We start from the raw sequence: 16,776 nt of genomic DNA on the forward strand, positions 1-16,776 counted from the left end.
CCTCGCGTCACTGAAGAGTCCCCTTCAATGCTCGCCACCCTCCCCTTCAGCTTCAATTTCGCTCACCCCCTAGCGGAGTGGGGCCTGCTCGCCGTCGGTGGTTGGGCTCTTTACCTTGGGATCAAGGTTAAGAAAACGCGCACCGGTACCCCAGAACAGCGCAAAGAACTGGTGCCGAAAAAGTTCGCCCAGCGCCATTACCTCTGGGGCAGCATCCTGCTGGCCGTGATGACCCTCGGGACACTGGGTGGCATGGCGGTCACCTATCTGAACAATGGCAAGTTGTTTGTCGGTCCGCACTTGCTGGTGGGTCTGGCCATGACCGGGATGATCGCCGTTGCCGCCTCGCTCTCACCCCTGATGCAGCGGGGCAATGTGATTGCGCGCAAGGCTCATGTGGGCCTGAACATGGGAATGCTCACGTTGTTCCTCTGGCAGGCCGTCAGCGGCATGGAGATCGTCAACAAGATCTGGACCAACCGCTGAAGATCCTTCAGAAGGCTGCCCGCTGACGGGGTGGGCAGCTCAGGCCATGGGCGGCGTGGAAATCTTCCTGGACCTTCCAGGTGAGCCGTCGTGAAATCTGACGGACAATCTGCTTGAGTAAATGATCCCCACTGCTCTGGACCAACTGATCCGGGAGCATGGTGATCACCTTGGGCAGACGGATCCAGACCTTGAGATCCAGGTCCCATTTGACGGAGGTGTGCTCCTGTTCGGGGATTAGGCGCATCCCCGCGCGGAAGTCGACGTCGTAGTGATGGCGCAGGGCGAGCGACTGCGGCACGGTTCGAACGGTTTCGATTCGGTAGATCCCTTCCTGCTGTGGCAGTAGCCGCAGAGCGATCGTGGGCTCTACCTCGAAGCCGAAGTTGCCGAACCGGCCCAGGGTCAGGCTGTAGGACTGCCGATCGATGGCCTCGACCTGCATCGGGCTGGCGCAACGTTCAAACCAGCTCTGATGGTCATCCAGGTAACCAGCCACCATCGCTTGGGGCGCCAGCATCTGCATCGAATCCTCGAAGTGGCTTCTGTAGCAGCGCACCTGCGGGTCGGCACCGTGCAGCTGATTGTCGGTTTCAGTGGGCGACAAGACCGTCACGGATGAGGAGCTGCCGGCGGAGGGCGATTAAAGATGAACCAATGTAAAGCTCTCTGCGCTTCAGTTTTCGCTCAATTGCATCAGTTTTTCGATCACCTCTTCCACCGCCCGATCTGGGGTTGAGGCACCGGAGGTGATTCCCACCCGCACGGGGCCCTCAGGCAGGAAATCGCCCTCACAACAGAGCTCGGCTGCCAGTGGTTTGTGCTCGATCGAATTGGTGCCGACGTCGATGCGCTCGGGCGTGTCGATGTGGAACGAGCGAATACCACGGCTGACGGCAATCTCCTGCAGGTGGGTGGTGTTGGAGGAGTTGAAACCACCGATCACCACCATCAGGTCCAGGGGTTCATCCACCAGGGAGAACATGGCGTCCTGACGCTCCTGGGTGGCGTCGCAGATGGTGTTGAAGGCCAGGAAGTGGTCGTTGAGCTGGGTTGGACCGTATTTGCTCAACATCGTGCGTTCGAACAGGCGTCCGATCTCTTCCGTTTCGCTCTTCAGCATCGTGGTCTGGTTGGCCACGCCCAGACGTTCGAGGTCCCGATCTGGATCGAACCCTGGAGAGCAGGCTTTTGCAAACCTTTGAATGAAGTCATCTCGGTCCCCATTGCCGAGGATGTAGTCCGCGACGTACTGGGCTTCCTCCAGATCGAGCACCACCAGATAGGTGCCGGCAAATGAGCTGGTGGCCAGTGTTTCCTCGTGCTTCACCTTGCCGTGAATGATCGAGGTGAAGGTGTGCTTCTTATGTTTCTCCACGGTGTTCCAAACCTTGGAGACCCAGGGACAGGTCGTGTCAACGATGTGGCAGCCCCGTTCATTCAGCAGCTGCATTTCCTGAACGGTGGCACCAAAGGCCGGCAGGATCACCACATCGCCGGAGGTGACACCTGAGAAGTCCTTCACTCCCTGTTCGACGGGGATGAATTGCACATCCATTTCCCTGAGGTGATCATTCACGGAAGGGTTGTGGATGATCTCGTTCGTGATCCAGAGACGCTCGCTGGGGTAGTGCTTGCGGGTCTCGTAGGCCATCGCCACAGCCCGTTCAACACCCCAGCAGAACCCGAAGGCTTCCGCCAACCGGACGTTGAGCCGGCCGTGGTCCAGTCGGTAGCCGTTGTCCCGGATCGTGCCGATCAGGCCGCTCTGGTAGGCCTGCTCAAGGCTTTCCGCCACTTCCTCGGCGCGCCCGAAGCCTCGCCGGTTGTAACGCTCGGAATGGTGGAGGGAGCGCTTGAAGGCGTGGGTGTCCATGGAGGGCGCTGGAGTGGGGCAACTCTATGTGGCCTGAAGCGCTGCTTCAGGCATTAAAAAAGCCCGGCCAGTCGGCCGGGCTTGAGATCAACAACTAATCCGAAGCTGAATCAGTTGTTGGTGGTGGAAAATCCGGCGTAGGCCTCCATGCCATGTTCGCCGATGTCCAGACCTTCGGACTCTTCCTGTTCGGTGACGCGGATGCCGCCGAAGAGGGTGCCGATGATCTGCCAGGCGATAAAGCAGGTGACCACGGTCCAGATGGCGTAGGCAGCAGCACCCAGAGCCTGGATGCCGAGCTGCTCAACGCCGCCGCCTACCAGAAGGCCGAGGCCGGAGCCATCGCCCTGGACGTCGTAGCCCCAGAGACCGATCACGATCGTGCCCCACACTCCGCACACACCGTGCACGGAGAAGGCGCCGACGGGGTCGTCAATACCTGCGGCATCGAGAGCGGCAACGGAGAAGACGACGATAATGCCTCCCACCAGGCCAGCTACCCAGGAACCCGTCAGGGTTAGGTTGCCGCAACCAGCAGTCACGCTCACCAGGCCGGCCAAGATGCCGTTGATGATCATGGTGAGGTCAGGCTTCTTGGAGGTGATCGTGGAGATCACCGTGGCGCCGATGGCACCACCAGCTGCACCAAGGGTTGTCGTGACCGCCACGTAGGGAACCCATTGGTCCATGGCCAGCTGGGAACCGGGGTTGAAGCCGTACCAGCCGATCCAGAGGATCAGAGCGCCAAGGGTGGCGATAGACATGTTGTGGCCAGGGATGGCCTGAACCTTGCCATCGACGTACTTGCCGATGCGGGGTCCGAGAAGCATGGCGCCGACCAGGCCGGCCCAAGCTCCGACTGAGTGCACGATTGAGGAACCAGCAAAGTCGATGAATTCGACGCTGCCAACACTGTTGAGCCACCCACCGTTCCATTCCCAGCTGCCAGCAACTGGATAAATAAAGGCGGTGAGGACCAGGGCGAAAATCACGAATTCGCCGAACTTGATCCGCTCAGCCACAAGACCGGAAACGATCGTGGCTGCGGTTCCGGCGAATGCCGCCTGGAACAGGAAATCAACGGTGGGAACCAGACCAGCCTCGCTGATGGTCTCGGCGGTGACGGTTGGGTCGAAGAAGAGGCCCCCGAAATACAGCCAGCCGTCAATGACGGAGTCGCCGTACATCAGGGAGTAGCCCACGAACCAGTAGGCGGTCACCGCGAGGGCGAACACGAACAGGTTCTTGGCGAGGATATTGACGGCATTCTTTTGCCGGCACATGCCTGCTTCGACCATTGCGAAGCCGGCGTTCATGAAGATCACCAGGATAGTGGCGACCAGAAGCCAGAGGTTGTTGGCCAGAAAAGCTGCGGAGAGCTCAGGCAGCTCTTCGGCTTTGGCGGACAGCGTGAAAATTCCCAGGCCCATGAGCGCCAGGGGCGCACAGGCGAGCCAGGTCATGGCACGGTTGGAGCTGAAGCCCCGGATGCTCTTCAGAAGTAGCATCGGGCCTTCCAGGAGGCTGGCCTCCTGAAGGGTTTTGCGCCGCCTTTGCGGTGGCGCGTGGAATGCAGTTGTCATGAACGAGGGTGCAGAGCTGCGTGACACGCCCAGTTGTAACTAGGCGAACCACCCCACGCTGCACCTCAAGAAAGTCTTTCCATGTTCGATCTGCTACCAAAATCAATCTAGGTTGACTAGACGTGTCCCCTGCCAGTGGACCGCGTCGGCGCTGAAGCTGAAGCAGCACGGCAGAACTTCCACACCGCTGTGGGTGGCCTGGCGAAACAGCTCTCCATACCGCGGATCAGCGCTGTCACCGGGAGAAAAGGCTTTCACATCCGGCCGGCTGAGGCAGGGCACCAGCACCGCACGCGCGTCTGGAAGGACCCCCATCAGCTCAATCAGATGCTTTTGCCCTCGTTCAGTCACCGTGTCGGGGAACAGGGCTGTGCTGCCGTCGGTCCAGGTGGTGTTCTTCACTTCCAGGTAGATCGGTCGTTGATCTGGGTTCTGAGCGGCTGGAGTCAGCAGGAGGTCGATCCGGCTGCGCTTGTTGGTGCCATAGGCCACCTCAGCGCGGATCCCCTCAATGGCGCCGAGCTGGGCCTCCAGGCACCCCGCTTCGACCGTGGCGCGAATCAGTCGGTTGGGCAGGGCCGTGTTGATACCCACCCAGCAAGGTTGGCCATCGGAGCCAGGTACTTCGGCTTGCTCCCAGGTCCAGGCCAGCTTGCGTTTGGGGGAGGGTGTGTAGCGCAGACGCACCCGTTGGCCAGGGATCAAGACTCCGGTCATCGGGCCGGTGTTGGCGCAGTGGGCGGTGACGGTCTCGCCGCTGCTCAGCTCCACATCGGCCAGGAAGCGTTTGTAGCGCTTCAGCAGCACGCCCTCCGTTAGGGGTTCAAAGCGCAGCAGGGCATCGCCCAGAGAGGGAAGGCCAGTCATGGCAGCAGCCGAGATTGGCCCATGGTCTCGTGTGGTGCCTCCACAATGCGCCCAATGCTGGGGGCCGAATGGCGCGTTCACTGAAGGGGATCGCACTGGTGGTAACCCTCGGTACCCTGCTGAGCAAGGTGGGTGGCCTGATTCGGCAGCTGGTGATTGCAGCGGCCTTCGGGGTGGGCGCGGCCTATGACGCCTACAACTACGCCTACGTGCTGCCTGGATTTCTGCTGATCCTGCTGGGAGGGATCAATGGCCCCTTCCACAGCGCGATGGTGAGCGTGCTGAGCCGGCGCCCCCGGGGTGAAGGAGCGCACATCCTTGCGGCGCTCAGCACCAGCGTCAGTGCTCTGTTGCTCCTGGTCACCATCGTTTTGGTGCTAGCGGCGGATCCCCTGATCACCCTTGTGGGCCCTGGCCTTGCCCCCGAGCTTCACGCCATCGCACGGGTCCAGCTGCAGGTGATGGCGCCGATGGCGCTGCTGGTTGGGCTGATCGGGCTCGGCTTCGGGTCCCTCAACGCCGCCGACGAATTCTGGATTCCTGCGATTTCTCCGCTGATGTCCAGCGGGGCCTTGATCGTGGGGGTGGGACTGCTCTGGTGGCAGCTCGGCGCTGAGATCGCCTTGCCGTCCGCCGCCATGACAGGTGGTGTGGTGCTGGCCTTGGCCACGTTGGTGGGGGCCTTGCTGCAGTGGCTGATCCAGCTGCCGGCGTTGATCCGGCAGGGGTTGGCCCGTTTCCAACTGGTCTGGGACTGGCGGCACCCGGGAGTGCGGGAGGTGTGGCGTGTGATGGGGCCGGCGACGTTGTCGTCCGGAATGCTTCAGATCAATGTTTTCACTGATCTGTTTTTCGCCTCGGGCATCGTCGGTGCAGCGGCGGGTCTGGGGTACGCCAATTTGCTGGTGCAAACCCCCCTGGGCCTGATCTCGAATGCGCTGTTGGTGCCTTTGTTGCCCACTTTTGCCAGGCTCACGGCTCCGGAGGATCGTCCGCAGCTGATCGATCGGATCCGCCAGGGGTTGATGCTGTCTGCGGCATCGATGATCCCTCTGGGGGGACTCTTCATTGCTTTGGGTGGCCCCATCGTCGCCTTGGTGTACGAGCGCGGTGCCTTCGATGCATCAGCCGCACAGCTGGTGACGGGCTTGCTAATGGCCTATGGCCTGGGCATGCCGGCCTACCTCGGCCGGGATGTGCTGGTGCGCGTCTTTTATGCCCTTGGAGATGGAACAACGCCTTTTCGGCTCTCGCTGGCGGGGATCGGTCTGAACGTATTTTTTGACTGGATGCTGGTGGGTGGTCCGACCCCTTGGGGGAATCAGTCGCCGTTCAATTTCGGTGCGCCAGGGTTGGTGCTCGCCACGGTTACCATCAACCTGCTTACCTGCCTTGCCCTTTTGGTAGGTCTGCGGAAATGCATTCCAGGACTGCCGCTGCGGCGCTGGGGCATGGACCTGCTGCGGCTCGCCATCGCCGGAGTTCTGGCAGCGGGGGGCGCGGCGATCCTGGTGACCGTCGTGCTTTGGCCCGCAGGGTTTCTGGGCCTACTGCTGCAGGTTTCTGCTCCTGGCCTGCTGGGTTTGGCGCTATTCGCTTTCGTAGGTGCACGACTTCAGGTGCAGGAGGTGCGTGAGGTCACGCAGTTGGTGGTGGGCCGATTCAGGGCTCGCTGAGACGAACATCGAGCTCTTCACGCACCTGAATGGGAAGTTCCAGATGCTCGCGACCCACGAGTTGCGGGCCCTGAACAGACACGATCCGTGCCTCGATCCCAAACTCTTTAAAGGCGGTTTCCAGTTCCTGGATCAGGGCCTTTTCAACCTGGGCCTCCGCATCCACGACACGACCGATCAGCCGTTCACCTAGGCGGCCGATGCGTTGGCGCACCAAATCTCTGGAGTTGGTGACTTCAATAATCAGCACACCACCGCTGCGGATGGAATGCAACCTTATCCGCAGTACGGCTCGAGGATCTCTTCAAGATCCCTCAGCTGGGCAGGGGGAATCAGCTTGGAGAGCGGGAGCTGACTGGCGCCTCCTGCCAGGGGCACCTTGACGGCGTCGAGGGCCTGCCGGGCCGCTACCTCAGCACCTTGATTGACGCGGGCACTGCACTCGATCGCCAGCGCTGAAGCCACGTTGGCATCACCGAGGTAGAGATGCCAGCCGCTGATCTGAACGTAGAGGCGTTCAGCCAAAGCACTCTGAAGTTCCTGCAGGTCACTGGCGGAGAGGGACATCAGTCCGGAAGGATCGAGGTGGAGATTGCGTCCATGCTGGCTTTATTCCTCCGGCTTGGGGCGCTGAAGAATCACCCAGGTCAATTGGCCCAGCCACAGGGTTGCCCAGAGGCTGGTGACCCAGGTCAGGCTGCCTTCGGGGAAGGGGTGGCGCATCTCCTGCAGAAACCAGCCTCCGCTGTTCACCGCGGCGAACACTCCGCCGTGCAGACACAGGTTCACGATGCGCTCGAAATGCCGGTAAGTCGGATCCTCAGTGTTAGCGGGGCCATACCAGCGGATCGGCATTGCTTGGGCTCAGAAACACCTGAATCCTGACGCGGCCCGCACCCAGTTGACGAGCGGACCCTCGATGGGCTCTGATGGTTTGGCGCAAGCGCTTGTAGCTCAGCGGATTAGAGCATCTGACTACGGATCAGAGGGTCGGGAGTTCGAATCTCTCCAGGCGCGTTTCAACTGCCCTACGTGGGCAGTTTTTTTTGGTTGATCGGTCGGGCTGATCGCTGCGGTTTCTTACGATTGACCAAAGCTTTACTGACATTTCATGGGCCAGGTTTCTGGACGCGCCATCGACGCTGATCTGGCTCAGTCGGATCCGGATATCGCCGCGTTCATCAATCAAGAACGGCAGCGTCAGGAAACCCACCTGGAATTGATCGCATCGGAGAACTTTGCCTCCCGTGCGGTGATGCAGGCCCAGGGTTCCGTGCTCACTAACAAGTACGCCGAGGGGCTGCCCAGCAAGCGGTATTACGGCGGTTGTGAGCATGTTGATGCCATTGAAGAGCTGGCCATCGAGCGGGCCAAGCAGTTGTTTGGTGCCGCCTGGGCCAATGTCCAACCCCACAGTGGGGCCCAGGCGAACTTCGCCGTCTTCCTGGCCCTGCTGCAGCCCGGCGACACGATCATGGGACTGGACCTGTCCCATGGCGGTCACCTCACCCATGGTTCCCCGGTCAACGTCAGCGGCAAGTGGTTCAACGTTGTTCAGTACGGCGTTGACAAGGAGACCCAACGCCTCGATGTGGAGGCGATCCGCCAGCTGGCTTTGGAGCACAAGCCGAAGCTGATTGTTTGCGGCTATTCCGCGTATCCACGCACCATCGACTTCGCCGCCTTCCGCGCCATCGCTGATGAAGTGGGTGCCTATCTGCTCGCCGATATGGCCCACATCGCCGGCCTCGTTGCCGCTGGAGTGCATCCCAGCCCTGTGCCCCATTGCGATGTGGTAACTACCACCACCCACAAGACCCTGCGCGGCCCCCGCGGCGGCCTGATCCTCTGCCGCGATGCTGAGTTCGCCAAAAAGTTCGACAAAGCCGTGTTTCCTGGCAGCCAGGGCGGCCCTCTGGAGCACGTGATCGCTGCCAAGGCTGTGGCCTTCGGGGAAGCGCTGCAGCCTTCGTTCAAGGCCTACAGCCAGCAGGTGGTTGCCAACGCAGCAGCCCTCGCTGAACAGCTGATCGCCCGCGGCATCGATGTCGTCAGCGGCGGCACCGACAACCACGTGGTGCTGCTAGATCTGCGTGGCATCGGGATGACTGGAAAAGTGGCTGATCTGTTGGTGAGTGATGTGCACATCACGGCCAACAAAAACACAGTTCCCTTCGACCCTGAATCGCCTTTCGTCACCAGTGGCCTGCGGCTGGGAACCGCTGCGCTCACCACTCGTGGTTTTGACGCACAGGCCTTCCGGGAGGTCGCTGATGTGATTGCCGATCGTCTTCTCAATCCTGAGGATGATGCGATTCGCCAGCGTTGCCTCGATCGGGTGGCTGCCCTCTGTGAGCGCTTCCCCCTCTACGCCGACAGCAAGCAGCCTGTTCTGGCTTGAGGCTTGGCATTAGCTCTCGAATGGGCCGTGGCGGTGGCTGGTTGAACGGTTGCAGGCTCTCTAGAATTGGGGTGACTCCTTCTGACCGGGGATCGTCTCTTTTTTGGAGCCTGCGTGAACCTCTTGGCCAGCCCTATTGCGGTCGCCTCGGTCAGCTTTTTTCTGGCCGCGGTGACCACTACGGTGCTGGTGCCTCAAGTGCGCCGGCTGGGTTTGCGCTTCGGGTGGACCGATCAACCGGATGAGCGCAAGCAGCACATCACCCCCATGGTGAGGTTGGGGGGCATCGCCATGGTGTTTGGTTTTGCCCTGGCTTTGTCGGCGGTGTGGTCCGTGGGGGGCTTTGGCCTTCTGGCCCCGGCCAGGGATCAGCTGATCTGGAGCACCCTGGCCGGTTCGCTCTGCTTTTTTCTGATTGGCCTGGCCGATGACCTCTTCGCTCTCTCTCCCTGGCCGCGGCTGGCTGGGCAAGTCGCCGTGGCTTGTGCGGTGTGGAGCCAGGGCGTTCGGATTGGGGCGATCGATCTTCCCTGGTTCACCGCTTCAGCCGGTCCGATTGCTCTGCCGGACAGCCTCAGCTTGCTGGCCACTGTTGTTTGGCTGGTTGGGATCACTAACGCCATCAACTGGCTAGATGGCCTCGACGGTCTCGCTGCGGGAGTGGCTGGCATTGCCGCTGTTGGGCTGATTTCTGTCAGCTTTTCGTTGCATCAGGTTGCCGCTGGATTCCTTGCCGCAGCGTTGGCGGGCTGCTGCCTCGGTTTCCTTAGGCACAACTTCAACCCCGCCCGCATCTTCATGGGGGATGGGGGCTCCTACTTTCTTGGCTTCACTCTCGCTGCCGTGAGCATCGTGGGACCCGCCAAGGGGCTCACGACGGTGAGTCTGCTGCTGCCGTTGCTGATTCTCTCGCTGCCTCTGGCCGATATGTCGGCCGTGATCATGGGCCGTCTGAGGGAAGGCCGTTCTCCCTTCTATCCCGACCGGCGTCACCTCCATCACCGCCTGTTGCGCGCAGGGTTCAGTCATCGGCGCACGGTGCTGTTGATCTACGTTTTCACCCAGTGGCTTGCTGCCCTGGCCCTAGTGGTGGCCAATGCTGAGATGCGTTTCCTCTGGCTGGCCTTGGCAACGGCCATCCTTGTGGCCACGGTGGTGATCAGCCGTCGCCAACTGCAGCATGAGCGGGCTCTGTTGAACACCAACCCTTGCTCCACCCCGGTTGATCCTGCGGCCCTTGGCGAACCGCGTGGCTGAATCGTGTGTCGAAATCTTGTGCGTGGGCACAGAGCTGTTGTTAGGGGACATCCTCAACGGCAATGCCCGATGGATTGCCGAACAGTTGGCGGGGCTGGGGCTGCCGCATTACCGCCAAACCGTTGTTGGCGACAACAAAGAGCGTTTGATCTCCGCTGTACTCGAGGCATCGCAGCGTTGCAGGGTTCTGGTGACGACAGGAGGTTTGGGCCCAACCCCCGATGACATCACCACCGAGGCCCTGGCCGCTGCTTTCGACACTCCCTTGGAGGAGCGGCCCGAACTCTGGCTGGAGATCCAGCAGAAGTTATCGGCAGGTGGCCGGCCGGTTGCTTCCAGCAACCGCAGCCAGGCTTATTTGCCCCGTGGCTCGGAGGTTCTCCCCAATCCAAAGGGGTCGGCACCGGGAATGATCTGGTCTCCCCGGCCTGATTTCACGATTCTCACCTTCCCGGGGGTGCCTGCGGAAATGCGGGCGATGTGGATGGAAACGGCCGCCCCGTGGCTTCAAGCCAATGGTGGGGCTTCCGGTGTATTCGTGAGCCGTCAGCTCCGCTTCAGTGGTATTGGCGAATCCGATCTGGCTGAGCGCGTTGCCGATTTGTTGGAGTCGACCAACCCAACGGTGGCTCCCTATGCCTCCCTCGGCGATGTGAAATTGCGGCTCACAGCCTGTGCGTCCAGTGCCGATAACGCTGCTCAGCTGTTGGTGCCGCTGGAGGTTGAGCTGCGTCGTCGCACGGGCAATCACTGCTACGGCGTCGATGCGGACAGTCTGGCGTCGGTGGTGATCGACCTGCTCAAGCAACGGCACCAGACGCTGGCGGTGGCGGAGTCCTGCACCGGTGGTGGATTGGCGGCAGCCCTGACGGCTGTTCCAGGCTCTTCGTCGGTCTTTCAGGGTGGCGTCGTCGCCTATAGCAATGCGGTGAAACAGGCTGCGCTTGGGGTGTCTACGGATCTGCTCACTGCCAATGGTGCTGTTTCACAGCCTGTGGTGGAGGCGATGGCTCGGGCAGCCCGGGAGAAACTCAATTCCGATTGGGCGATTGCTGTAAGCGGCATCGCCGGCCCTGGCGGTGGCAGTGCTGAGAAGCCGGTGGGCCTGGTGCACCTGGCCTTGGCTGGTCCCGATGGCTGTGAGGCCTGGGTGCAGCATTTCGGTGAGCGGCGGGGACGGGAGGCCATTCAGAGGATGAGCGTGATCCGCGGCTTGGACCGTCTGCGTCTTCGCTTGCTCGCTCAGGTTTAGGGTCGACGGTTCTTGCGGCTGAACTGTTGAGTTCCGGCACCCTCTACGACAAGGTGTGGGACCTGCATCGGGTGGCGGAGCTCCCCGGCGGATCCACCCAACTGTTTGTCGGTCTGCATCTGATCCATGAGGTCACCAGTCCTCAGGCCTTCTCAGCGTTGAACGACAAGGGGCTGACGGTTCGCTGTCCTGAGCGCACGGTGGCCACGGTGGACCACATCGTTCCGACCACTTCTCAGCAACGGCCGTTCGCTGATCCGTTGGCAGAGGAGATGCTCAGCACGTTGGAGCGGAACTGCCAGGAGCACGGCATCCCTCTCAACAACATCGGCAGCGGACGTCAGGGCATCGTTCATGTGATTGCCCCGGAGCTGGGCCTGACCCAGCCGGGCATGACGGTGGCCTGCGGTGATTCCCACACCTCCACGCACGGCGCCTTCGGGGCGATTGCCTTCGGGATCGGCACCAGTCAGGTGCGCGATGTGTTGGCCAGCCAGAGCCTGGCCATGAACAAGCTCAAGGTGCGCCGGATTCAGGTGAATGGCCGTCTCTCCGAGGGCGTGTCAGCGAAGGATCTGATCCTGCATGTGATTCGCCACCTGGGTGTGAAGGGCGGCGTTGGCTATGCCTATGAGTTCGCCGGCTCTGCCATCGAGGCGTTGTCGATGGAAGAGCGGATGACCCTCTGCAACATGGCGATCGAGGGGGGAGCCCGTTGCGGTTACGTCAATCCCGATCAGGTCACCTTTGACTATCTGCAAGGTCGCGCCCATGCCCCCGAGGGTGAGGCCTGGAATCGTGCTGTCGCCTGGTGGAGCTCCCTGGCCACTGATGCCAACGCAACGGTCGACGATGAGGTGGTGTTTGATGCCGCTGCGATTCCACCCACGGTGACCTGGGGCATTACCCCGGGCCAGGGACTGGGGATCAATGAAACGGTGCCCAGCCTTGATCAGCTGGATCCAGGCGAGCGTCCGATTGCTGAGGAGGCCTACCGCTACATGGATCTCCAGCCGGGAACAGCTATCGCCGGGGTCCCTGTGGATGTCTGTTTCATCGGCAGTTGCACCAATGGTCGTCTCAGCGATCTGCGTGCTGCTGCCGATGTGGCCCGTGGGCGCCAGGTGGCTGAAGGTATCAAGGCGTTTGTGGTTCCCGGTTCGGAGCAGGTTGCGAAAGCTGCTGAAGCAGAAGGGCTGGATGCGGTGTTCCGTGCCGCAGGTTTTGAGTGGCGGGAGCCCGGCTGCTCGATGTGTCTGGCGATGAATTCGGATCGGCTGGAGGGGCGTCAGATCAGTGCTAGCTCCAGCAACCGCAATTTCAAGGGTCGGCAGGGATCGGCCAGTGGCCGGACGTTGTTGATGAGTCCTGCCATGGTGGCGGCAGCTGCCGTTAACGGTCGTGTGACCGATGTCCGTACTTTGATTTCTACGTCCGCATCGTGATTGCTCTCTTCCCGACTGGTCCGATTCAAAAGGTGAGTGGAACGGCCATCGCCGTCCCGGGTGAAGACATCGACACCGATCGAATCATTCCGGCACGGTTCCTTAAATGCGTCAGTTTCGAGGCGCTGGGTGACCAGGTGTTTGCCGACGATCGTCTTGAACTCTCCGGTGAGCATCCCTTTGATCAGGCCCGTTATCAGGGGGCATCGATCCTGGTGGTGAACGGTAATTTCGGCTGCGGTTCCAGCCGTGAGCATGCCCCTCAGGCGTTGATGCGCTGGGGAATTCGCGCGGTGGTTGGGGTGAGTTTTGCCGAGATCTTCTACGGCAACTGCCTCGCCCTTGGCATTCCCTGTGCAACGGCGACTCCGGAGCAGATCAAGGCGATTCAGGCCCAGGTGGATGGCGATCCGGGACGCTCCTGGAGCCTCGATCTTGCCGGCTTGGAACTGACCTCAGTCGACTCCAGTTGGCCTGTGTCGATCGATCCCGGCCCCATGGACATGCTGCGCAGCGGTCGTTGGGATGCAACGTCCCAGCTCCTGGACCATGGCCCCCAGGTTGCGGAATTGATGCAAACACTGCCCTATATCAACCAGTTCGCCGCCAGGTAACAGCCAAGCGCGACTCCTGTGTCTATGAAAGAGATAGGAGTCGCGCTTGGAGCTTGAATCTCAATGGCTCATTTGCTTTTGCGGTTGTTGTTTCCGTTGGTGCCCCTGTTGGTTGTTGCCGGTGTGGCTCCGGTTGGTGCCGTTCCGCTTCAGGTCGAGCCCCATGATCCGTTGGACCGCAGCTGTCCTGGCTGTGACCTCCGCCAGGCGGATTTCCGTCAGGCCCATCTGATCGGCGCTGATTTTCGAGGCACTGATCTGCGTGGTGCCGATCTGCGGGAGGCGAATCTGGAAGGTGCTGACCTGACGGGAGCGTTGCTGGAGGGTGCTGACCTGCGGGGAGCCAACCTCACCAATGCTGAGTTGTCTGGTGTGGATCTGCGCAATGCCGATCTGCGGGAGGCTCAGGTGATCAATGCCTATGCACCGAACGTACGGACCTCCGGCATGCGCTATGCGGGAGCTTCCCTGTTCGGCAGCGATCTGATTATTGGGGGTGGTGATTGATCAGAAGGGGCGATCCGCGTTGGTCGTTTCCATCCAGTTCGTTGGGGTGTAGGGCACAAACGGCACGCCTGTGCCTTTGAAGTCAAAGTCGTGGAGCCTGAACCGGAAACCGCCGATGCCTTCGTAGGGATTGAAGTAGAAGCCGAGGTCATAACTGCGCTTTTGCCAGCGAAGTTCGATGTTCGAGTCGATCACGTCGCCGTAGTACTCGGAAGCTGGATCCACATTGAGGCCGATACCGGCATTCAGGACCAAGGGGCCGGCGATCTGTTGGGTGATGCCGATGCCAAGCGTGCCCAAGTCGATGGCTTGGTCGAACGCAAAGGGGCTGGCCCCCTGGGTGAAGGTGATCCCAGCACCGATAGAGAGCTTTGTGTAATCCAGGAATGGTTTGCTGAAGGTTCCCAGAGTCAGCGTCGGACCTGCCGAAAAGTTGATCAGGGTTTGACGGGTGCCATCGCCGTACGCTGTCAGAAGGGTGTTCACATTGGTGTTGAAGCGGAGGCCCGGAACGATGGCTGTCGGTGAGTAGCGGTAAGCGTCCTCAGAGGTCAAAGGTGCTGCTTGCCCGCGCCAGATTGGATAGACGCTGTTGATGGAGCCGTAGAAGTTCGCGCGTAGGCTCTCGGCGCGGTTGTTGTCACTGAAGCTCTCTGCCTGGTAGTTGCCCACACCGACACGCCAAATGTAGGAATTGCTCAACTTGCCCCATCTGAGCGCCTGCCTCTGCTCGATGAAACCGCCCAATGCGCTGTAGACGTCGGTTTCGCCTAATGAGCCGTTCCAGGTGCGATATCGATAGGCGCCAAACAAGCGGGCGGTGACGTCTCCAATCCAGGGCAGCTCAAAGTTGTTTTCGATGCTGCCCCAGTAGCGGCTGCCGTCGGCGAAATCCTGAGGGTTAAAGGTGCTGATGTCGGCCTCCAAAGTGGTATCCCAGCCCCAGATCTGGCCTTTGAGTTCAGCTTCAAGGCCGACCAGCTCACTGACAGAGGAGGTTTGGCCGTCGATGGCGCGTTGGACCAGGAACTGGGGTTCCAGGCTCAGGGTGTAATCACGGCTCAGTTCAATTGGTTTGAGATTGCGACCAACGAAGAAGCCGTCGCGATCCTTGTTGTCAATGCCAAAGACCCAGCGGTTCTCCACTTCCTCCTCCTTCTGGATGAGTTGCCGCCTGGTCACCGGGATGGGCAATTGTTCTTCGATGATCAGGCGGTTGCGCCGCGCCGAAATCAGCACGTCGCCATTGGTTTGTTCTTTGGCGACCACACCCTCTGCATCAATCCTGGTTTGCGCCGGTGTGAAGGGGTCATTGCTGAAGCCCATACGTTCGGCTTCCCAGCCATTCGGCGTAATCAGAATCTTCGAGGCCTGAACTCTCCAGCGACTGATCGTTCCATTGAGCAATTGTTTTTTCTCCTGGCGTTTCAGTTGAGGAGGTTTGACTGCGCCGAAGCGGGTTTCAACGGAATTCGGACGTTGGCCGGGCAGGCCGGTGCGTCGTTCGATGCTGAAGCTGCCCTGGTAGGTGACGTTGGAAATCCGCTGATCGATCTGGACGATCGCCTCGTTCCGCATGGCCTGCTGCTGGGCTGGGGGGATCGGTTGCTGCTGGGTGGTCTCATTACTGGAGACGTGTAGCTGAGGATCACCTCCATCGCCGAGGGCAATCGAGTCGAGACGCTCGGAGAGGGAGGAGGGCTTGACGCGCTGGCCGCGATCAGGATCTTTACATTCAGGCAGGGGAGGCATCACATCGCTCTCTGGCTTCGGTATGTCCTGTCCCCAGCGGTATCGCAGGCCGAGCAAGTAACCATTGCTTCCTTCGGAGACTCCTGAATAGGTGCCGAAAGCTCCAGAGCGGTGGTGAATTCGACCAACGAGTGACAGGTCGGAGGACACCGCTGCTTCAACCTCGAAGGCGAGGTAGTTCAGCAGCTGGGTGTAATTCTCGCGAAATGTTTTCTCGTAGAGGCTGACATCGGTGTTGTAACTGACGCCTTCAACAACGCTGAAGCTCAGCCAAGGCTGCACCCAGACGCGCGCTCCAATCCCGATTACCGCCTCGCTGAAGTTCTGGGGGGGCAGGTCGGCGTAGGGCGTGCTCTGGTTGAATGCGCCGCCCTGTTGCTGCTTGGCGATGTGGCTGAACAGGTCAGCCTCAAGTTCAACGGCGATTGGACCAGCGCGCATGATCCGTTTCTGCACGCCGACGCCCAGTACGGCTTCCGGACGCATGCGTCCGTTGAACAGGAAGGTGTCTCCGAAGGGGGCATCCATCATCTGCCCGCCCCAGGCCGTTACTGCCCAAGGTTGTGGATGCCAGTCGGGAACCGGAGGAAGCAGTGGCGGACAGGCCACGGTCGGCATGTCTTCAAGGCTGGCTGGCGCGGATGACTCGCGTCGGGCTGATGTTGCTCGAGAACTATTTAATGGATTGGTGAGGGGCTCCTCGAGGTCGATGACCCCGTAAACATCATTGAGCAGTCCTTCCTGTTGAACGAGGTTGTAGCGGAAGCTTGACGCTTGAAAATATTGACTGCCGCGCCTGAAGCGGACAGCGCCGCGCGCGTAGAGCGTGCGGTAGGCCGCATCAAATTCGATCCGATCGGCGTGCAGTTCGGCGTTTCCGAGCTGAACTGAAACGTTGCCTTCGGCGACGTTGGCTTTCGACTTGGTGTCGGAGTATTGGCGGTCCGCTCGAACGTTCAGGCTCGCCGGTGCTGGAGCCGCTGAATCAGGCGTTGATGCAGCCGAACCTGCCGCTGCGGGCAACACGGATAACGACCCTGTGATCAGGGTTCCGGTCAAT

At 60.7% G+C, this 16,776-nt stretch carries 16 protein-coding genes and 1 tRNA gene; 9 read left to right on the plus strand and 8 right to left on the minus strand.

What is annotated here, in order from left to right:
- Window positions 1-27 precede the first annotated feature (27 nt).
- Window positions 28-486 carry a DUF4079 domain-containing protein gene (locus Syncc8109_RS01080; RefSeq protein ID WP_006851599.1) on the plus strand — a complete coding sequence of 153 codons (459 nt, stop codon included), beginning with the start codon at window positions 28-30 and terminating at the stop codon, window positions 484-486.
- Between the two features lie 7 nt (window positions 487-493).
- On the opposite strand, the gene Syncc8109_RS01085 is transcribed toward Syncc8109_RS01080, so the two are convergent.
- From Syncc8109_RS01085 to sfsA, 4 genes are all read right to left on the minus strand, one after another.
- Window positions 494-1,102, minus strand: a complete 609-nt coding sequence (locus tag Syncc8109_RS01085) for a DUF1997 domain-containing protein (RefSeq protein WP_006850368.1) — start codon at window positions 1,100-1,102, stop codon at window positions 494-496.
- A 60-nt stretch (window positions 1,103-1,162) separates the two neighbouring features.
- On the minus strand, window positions 1,163-2,362 hold the full coding sequence (locus Syncc8109_RS01090; RefSeq protein ID WP_006851190.1) for a 4-hydroxy-3-methylbut-2-enyl diphosphate reductase: 1,200 nt from the start codon (window positions 2,360-2,362) through the stop codon (window positions 1,163-1,165).
- A gap of 110 nt (window positions 2,363-2,472) precedes the next feature.
- A complete protein-coding gene (locus tag Syncc8109_RS01095) occupies window positions 2,473-3,945 on the minus strand; it encodes an ammonium transporter (RefSeq protein WP_006849939.1) in 1,473 nt (490 codons plus the stop codon).
- Window positions 3,946-4,047: 102 nt separating this feature from the next.
- Window positions 4,048-4,812, minus strand: a complete 765-nt coding sequence (sfsA, locus tag Syncc8109_RS01100) for a DNA/RNA nuclease SfsA (protein WP_006850667.1) — start codon at window positions 4,810-4,812, stop codon at window positions 4,048-4,050.
- Between the two features lie 68 nt (window positions 4,813-4,880).
- Between sfsA and murJ the strand changes: the two genes are divergently transcribed.
- Window positions 4,881-6,488 (plus strand): murein biosynthesis integral membrane protein MurJ, encoded by a 1,608-nt coding sequence (gene murJ / locus Syncc8109_RS01105; RefSeq protein WP_006851364.1) that lies wholly within the window; start codon window positions 4,881-4,883, stop codon window positions 6,486-6,488.
- Here murJ and Syncc8109_RS01110 read toward each other — a convergent pair.
- Genes Syncc8109_RS01110 through Syncc8109_RS01120 form a run of 3 tightly spaced genes read right to left on the minus strand, consistent with a single transcriptional unit; the run spans window position 6,475 to window position 7,343 of the window.
- Window positions 6,475-6,738 carry a hypothetical protein gene (locus Syncc8109_RS01110; protein WP_025362039.1) on the minus strand — a complete coding sequence of 88 codons (264 nt, stop codon included), beginning with the start codon at window positions 6,736-6,738 and terminating at the stop codon, window positions 6,475-6,477. The two genes, murJ and Syncc8109_RS01110, sit on opposite strands and share 14 nt — an antisense overlap.
- 26 nt (window positions 6,739-6,764) lie before the next feature.
- Window positions 6,765-7,055: a DUF3181 family protein gene (locus tag Syncc8109_RS01115; protein ID WP_006851560.1), complete on the minus strand. Its 291-nt coding sequence runs from the start codon at window positions 7,053-7,055 to the stop codon at window positions 6,765-6,767.
- A 42-nt stretch (window positions 7,056-7,097) separates the two neighbouring features.
- Window positions 7,098-7,343, minus strand: coding sequence for a hypothetical protein (locus Syncc8109_RS01120; protein WP_006850461.1), 246 nt, complete (start codon window positions 7,341-7,343; stop codon window positions 7,098-7,100).
- Window positions 7,344-7,431: 88 nt separating this feature from the next.
- Here Syncc8109_RS01120 and Syncc8109_RS01125 point away from each other — a divergent pair.
- From Syncc8109_RS01125 to Syncc8109_RS01155, 7 genes are all read left to right on the plus strand, one after another.
- Window positions 7,432-7,505: transfer RNA gene (locus Syncc8109_RS01125), tRNA-Arg, on the plus strand.
- Between the two features lie 94 nt (window positions 7,506-7,599).
- Window positions 7,600-8,889, plus strand: a complete 1,290-nt coding sequence (glyA, locus tag Syncc8109_RS01130) for a serine hydroxymethyltransferase (protein WP_006850091.1) — start codon at window positions 7,600-7,602, stop codon at window positions 8,887-8,889.
- 114 nt (window positions 8,890-9,003) lie between these two features.
- Entirely contained in the window at window positions 9,004-10,146 is a 1,143-nt protein-coding gene (locus Syncc8109_RS01135; RefSeq protein WP_006851921.1) for an MraY family glycosyltransferase, read from the plus strand.
- Entirely contained in the window at window positions 10,139-11,398 is a 1,260-nt protein-coding gene (locus Syncc8109_RS01140) for a competence/damage-inducible protein A (protein WP_025362040.1), read from the plus strand. Before Syncc8109_RS01135 ends, Syncc8109_RS01140 begins: the two co-directional genes overlap by 8 nt.
- Window positions 11,399-11,424: 26 nt before the next feature.
- Window positions 11,425-12,843: a 3-isopropylmalate dehydratase large subunit gene (gene leuC / locus Syncc8109_RS01145; RefSeq protein ID WP_006850532.1), complete on the plus strand. Its 1,419-nt coding sequence runs from the start codon at window positions 11,425-11,427 to the stop codon at window positions 12,841-12,843.
- The gene (locus Syncc8109_RS01150) at window positions 12,843-13,457 is read left to right on the plus strand and encodes a 3-isopropylmalate dehydratase small subunit 2 (RefSeq protein ID WP_025362041.1); all 615 of its coding nucleotides are present in this window, start codon (window positions 12,843-12,845) and stop codon (window positions 13,455-13,457) included. Before leuC ends, Syncc8109_RS01150 begins: the two co-directional genes overlap by 1 nt.
- Window positions 13,458-13,520: 63 nt before the next feature.
- The gene (locus tag Syncc8109_RS01155) at window positions 13,521-13,964 is read left to right on the plus strand and encodes a pentapeptide repeat-containing protein (protein WP_006851530.1); all 444 of its coding nucleotides are present in this window, start codon (window positions 13,521-13,523) and stop codon (window positions 13,962-13,964) included.
- Here Syncc8109_RS01155 and Syncc8109_RS01160 read toward each other — a convergent pair whose 3' ends face one another.
- Window positions 13,965-16,742 (minus strand): DUF3769 domain-containing protein, encoded by a 2,778-nt coding sequence (locus Syncc8109_RS01160; protein ID WP_045172675.1) that lies wholly within the window; start codon window positions 16,740-16,742, stop codon window positions 13,965-13,967. It abuts the gene before it with no gap.
- Window positions 16,743-16,776 lie beyond the last annotated feature (34 nt).

The sequence above is a fragment of the Synechococcus sp. WH 8109 genome (genome assembly GCF_000161795.2).
Lineage (GTDB): Bacteria > Cyanobacteriota > Cyanobacteriia > PCC-6307 > Cyanobiaceae > Parasynechococcus.

What these genes read in the sequence shown, in the direction of transcription:
- glyA (WP_006850091.1), top strand. Translation starts at nt 7,600, where the DNA reads ATGGGCCAGGTTTCTGGACGCGCCATCGACGCTGATCTGGCTCAGTCG.
- murJ (WP_006851364.1), top strand. Translation starts at nt 4,881, where the DNA reads ATGGCGCGTTCACTGAAGGGGATCGCACTGGTGGTAACCCTCGGTACC.
- Syncc8109_RS01090 (WP_006851190.1), bottom strand. Translation starts at nt 2,362, where the DNA reads ATGGACACCCACGCCTTCAAGCGCTCCCTCCACCATTCCGAGCGTTAC.
- Syncc8109_RS01120 (WP_006850461.1), bottom strand. Translation starts at nt 7,343, where the DNA reads ATGCCGATCCGCTGGTATGGCCCCGCTAACACTGAGGATCCGACTTAC.
- Syncc8109_RS01115 (WP_006851560.1), bottom strand. Translation starts at nt 7,055, where the DNA reads ATGTCCCTCTCCGCCAGTGACCTGCAGGAACTTCAGAGTGCTTTGGCT.
- sfsA (WP_006850667.1), bottom strand. Translation starts at nt 4,812, where the DNA reads ATGACTGGCCTTCCCTCTCTGGGCGATGCCCTGCTGCGCTTTGAACCC.
- Syncc8109_RS01095 (WP_006849939.1), bottom strand. Translation starts at nt 3,945, where the DNA reads ATGACAACTGCATTCCACGCGCCACCGCAAAGGCGGCGCAAAACCCTT.
- Syncc8109_RS01155 (WP_006851530.1), top strand. Translation starts at nt 13,521, where the DNA reads ATGGCTCATTTGCTTTTGCGGTTGTTGTTTCCGTTGGTGCCCCTGTTG.
- Syncc8109_RS01080 (WP_006851599.1), top strand. Translation starts at nt 28, where the DNA reads ATGCTCGCCACCCTCCCCTTCAGCTTCAATTTCGCTCACCCCCTAGCG.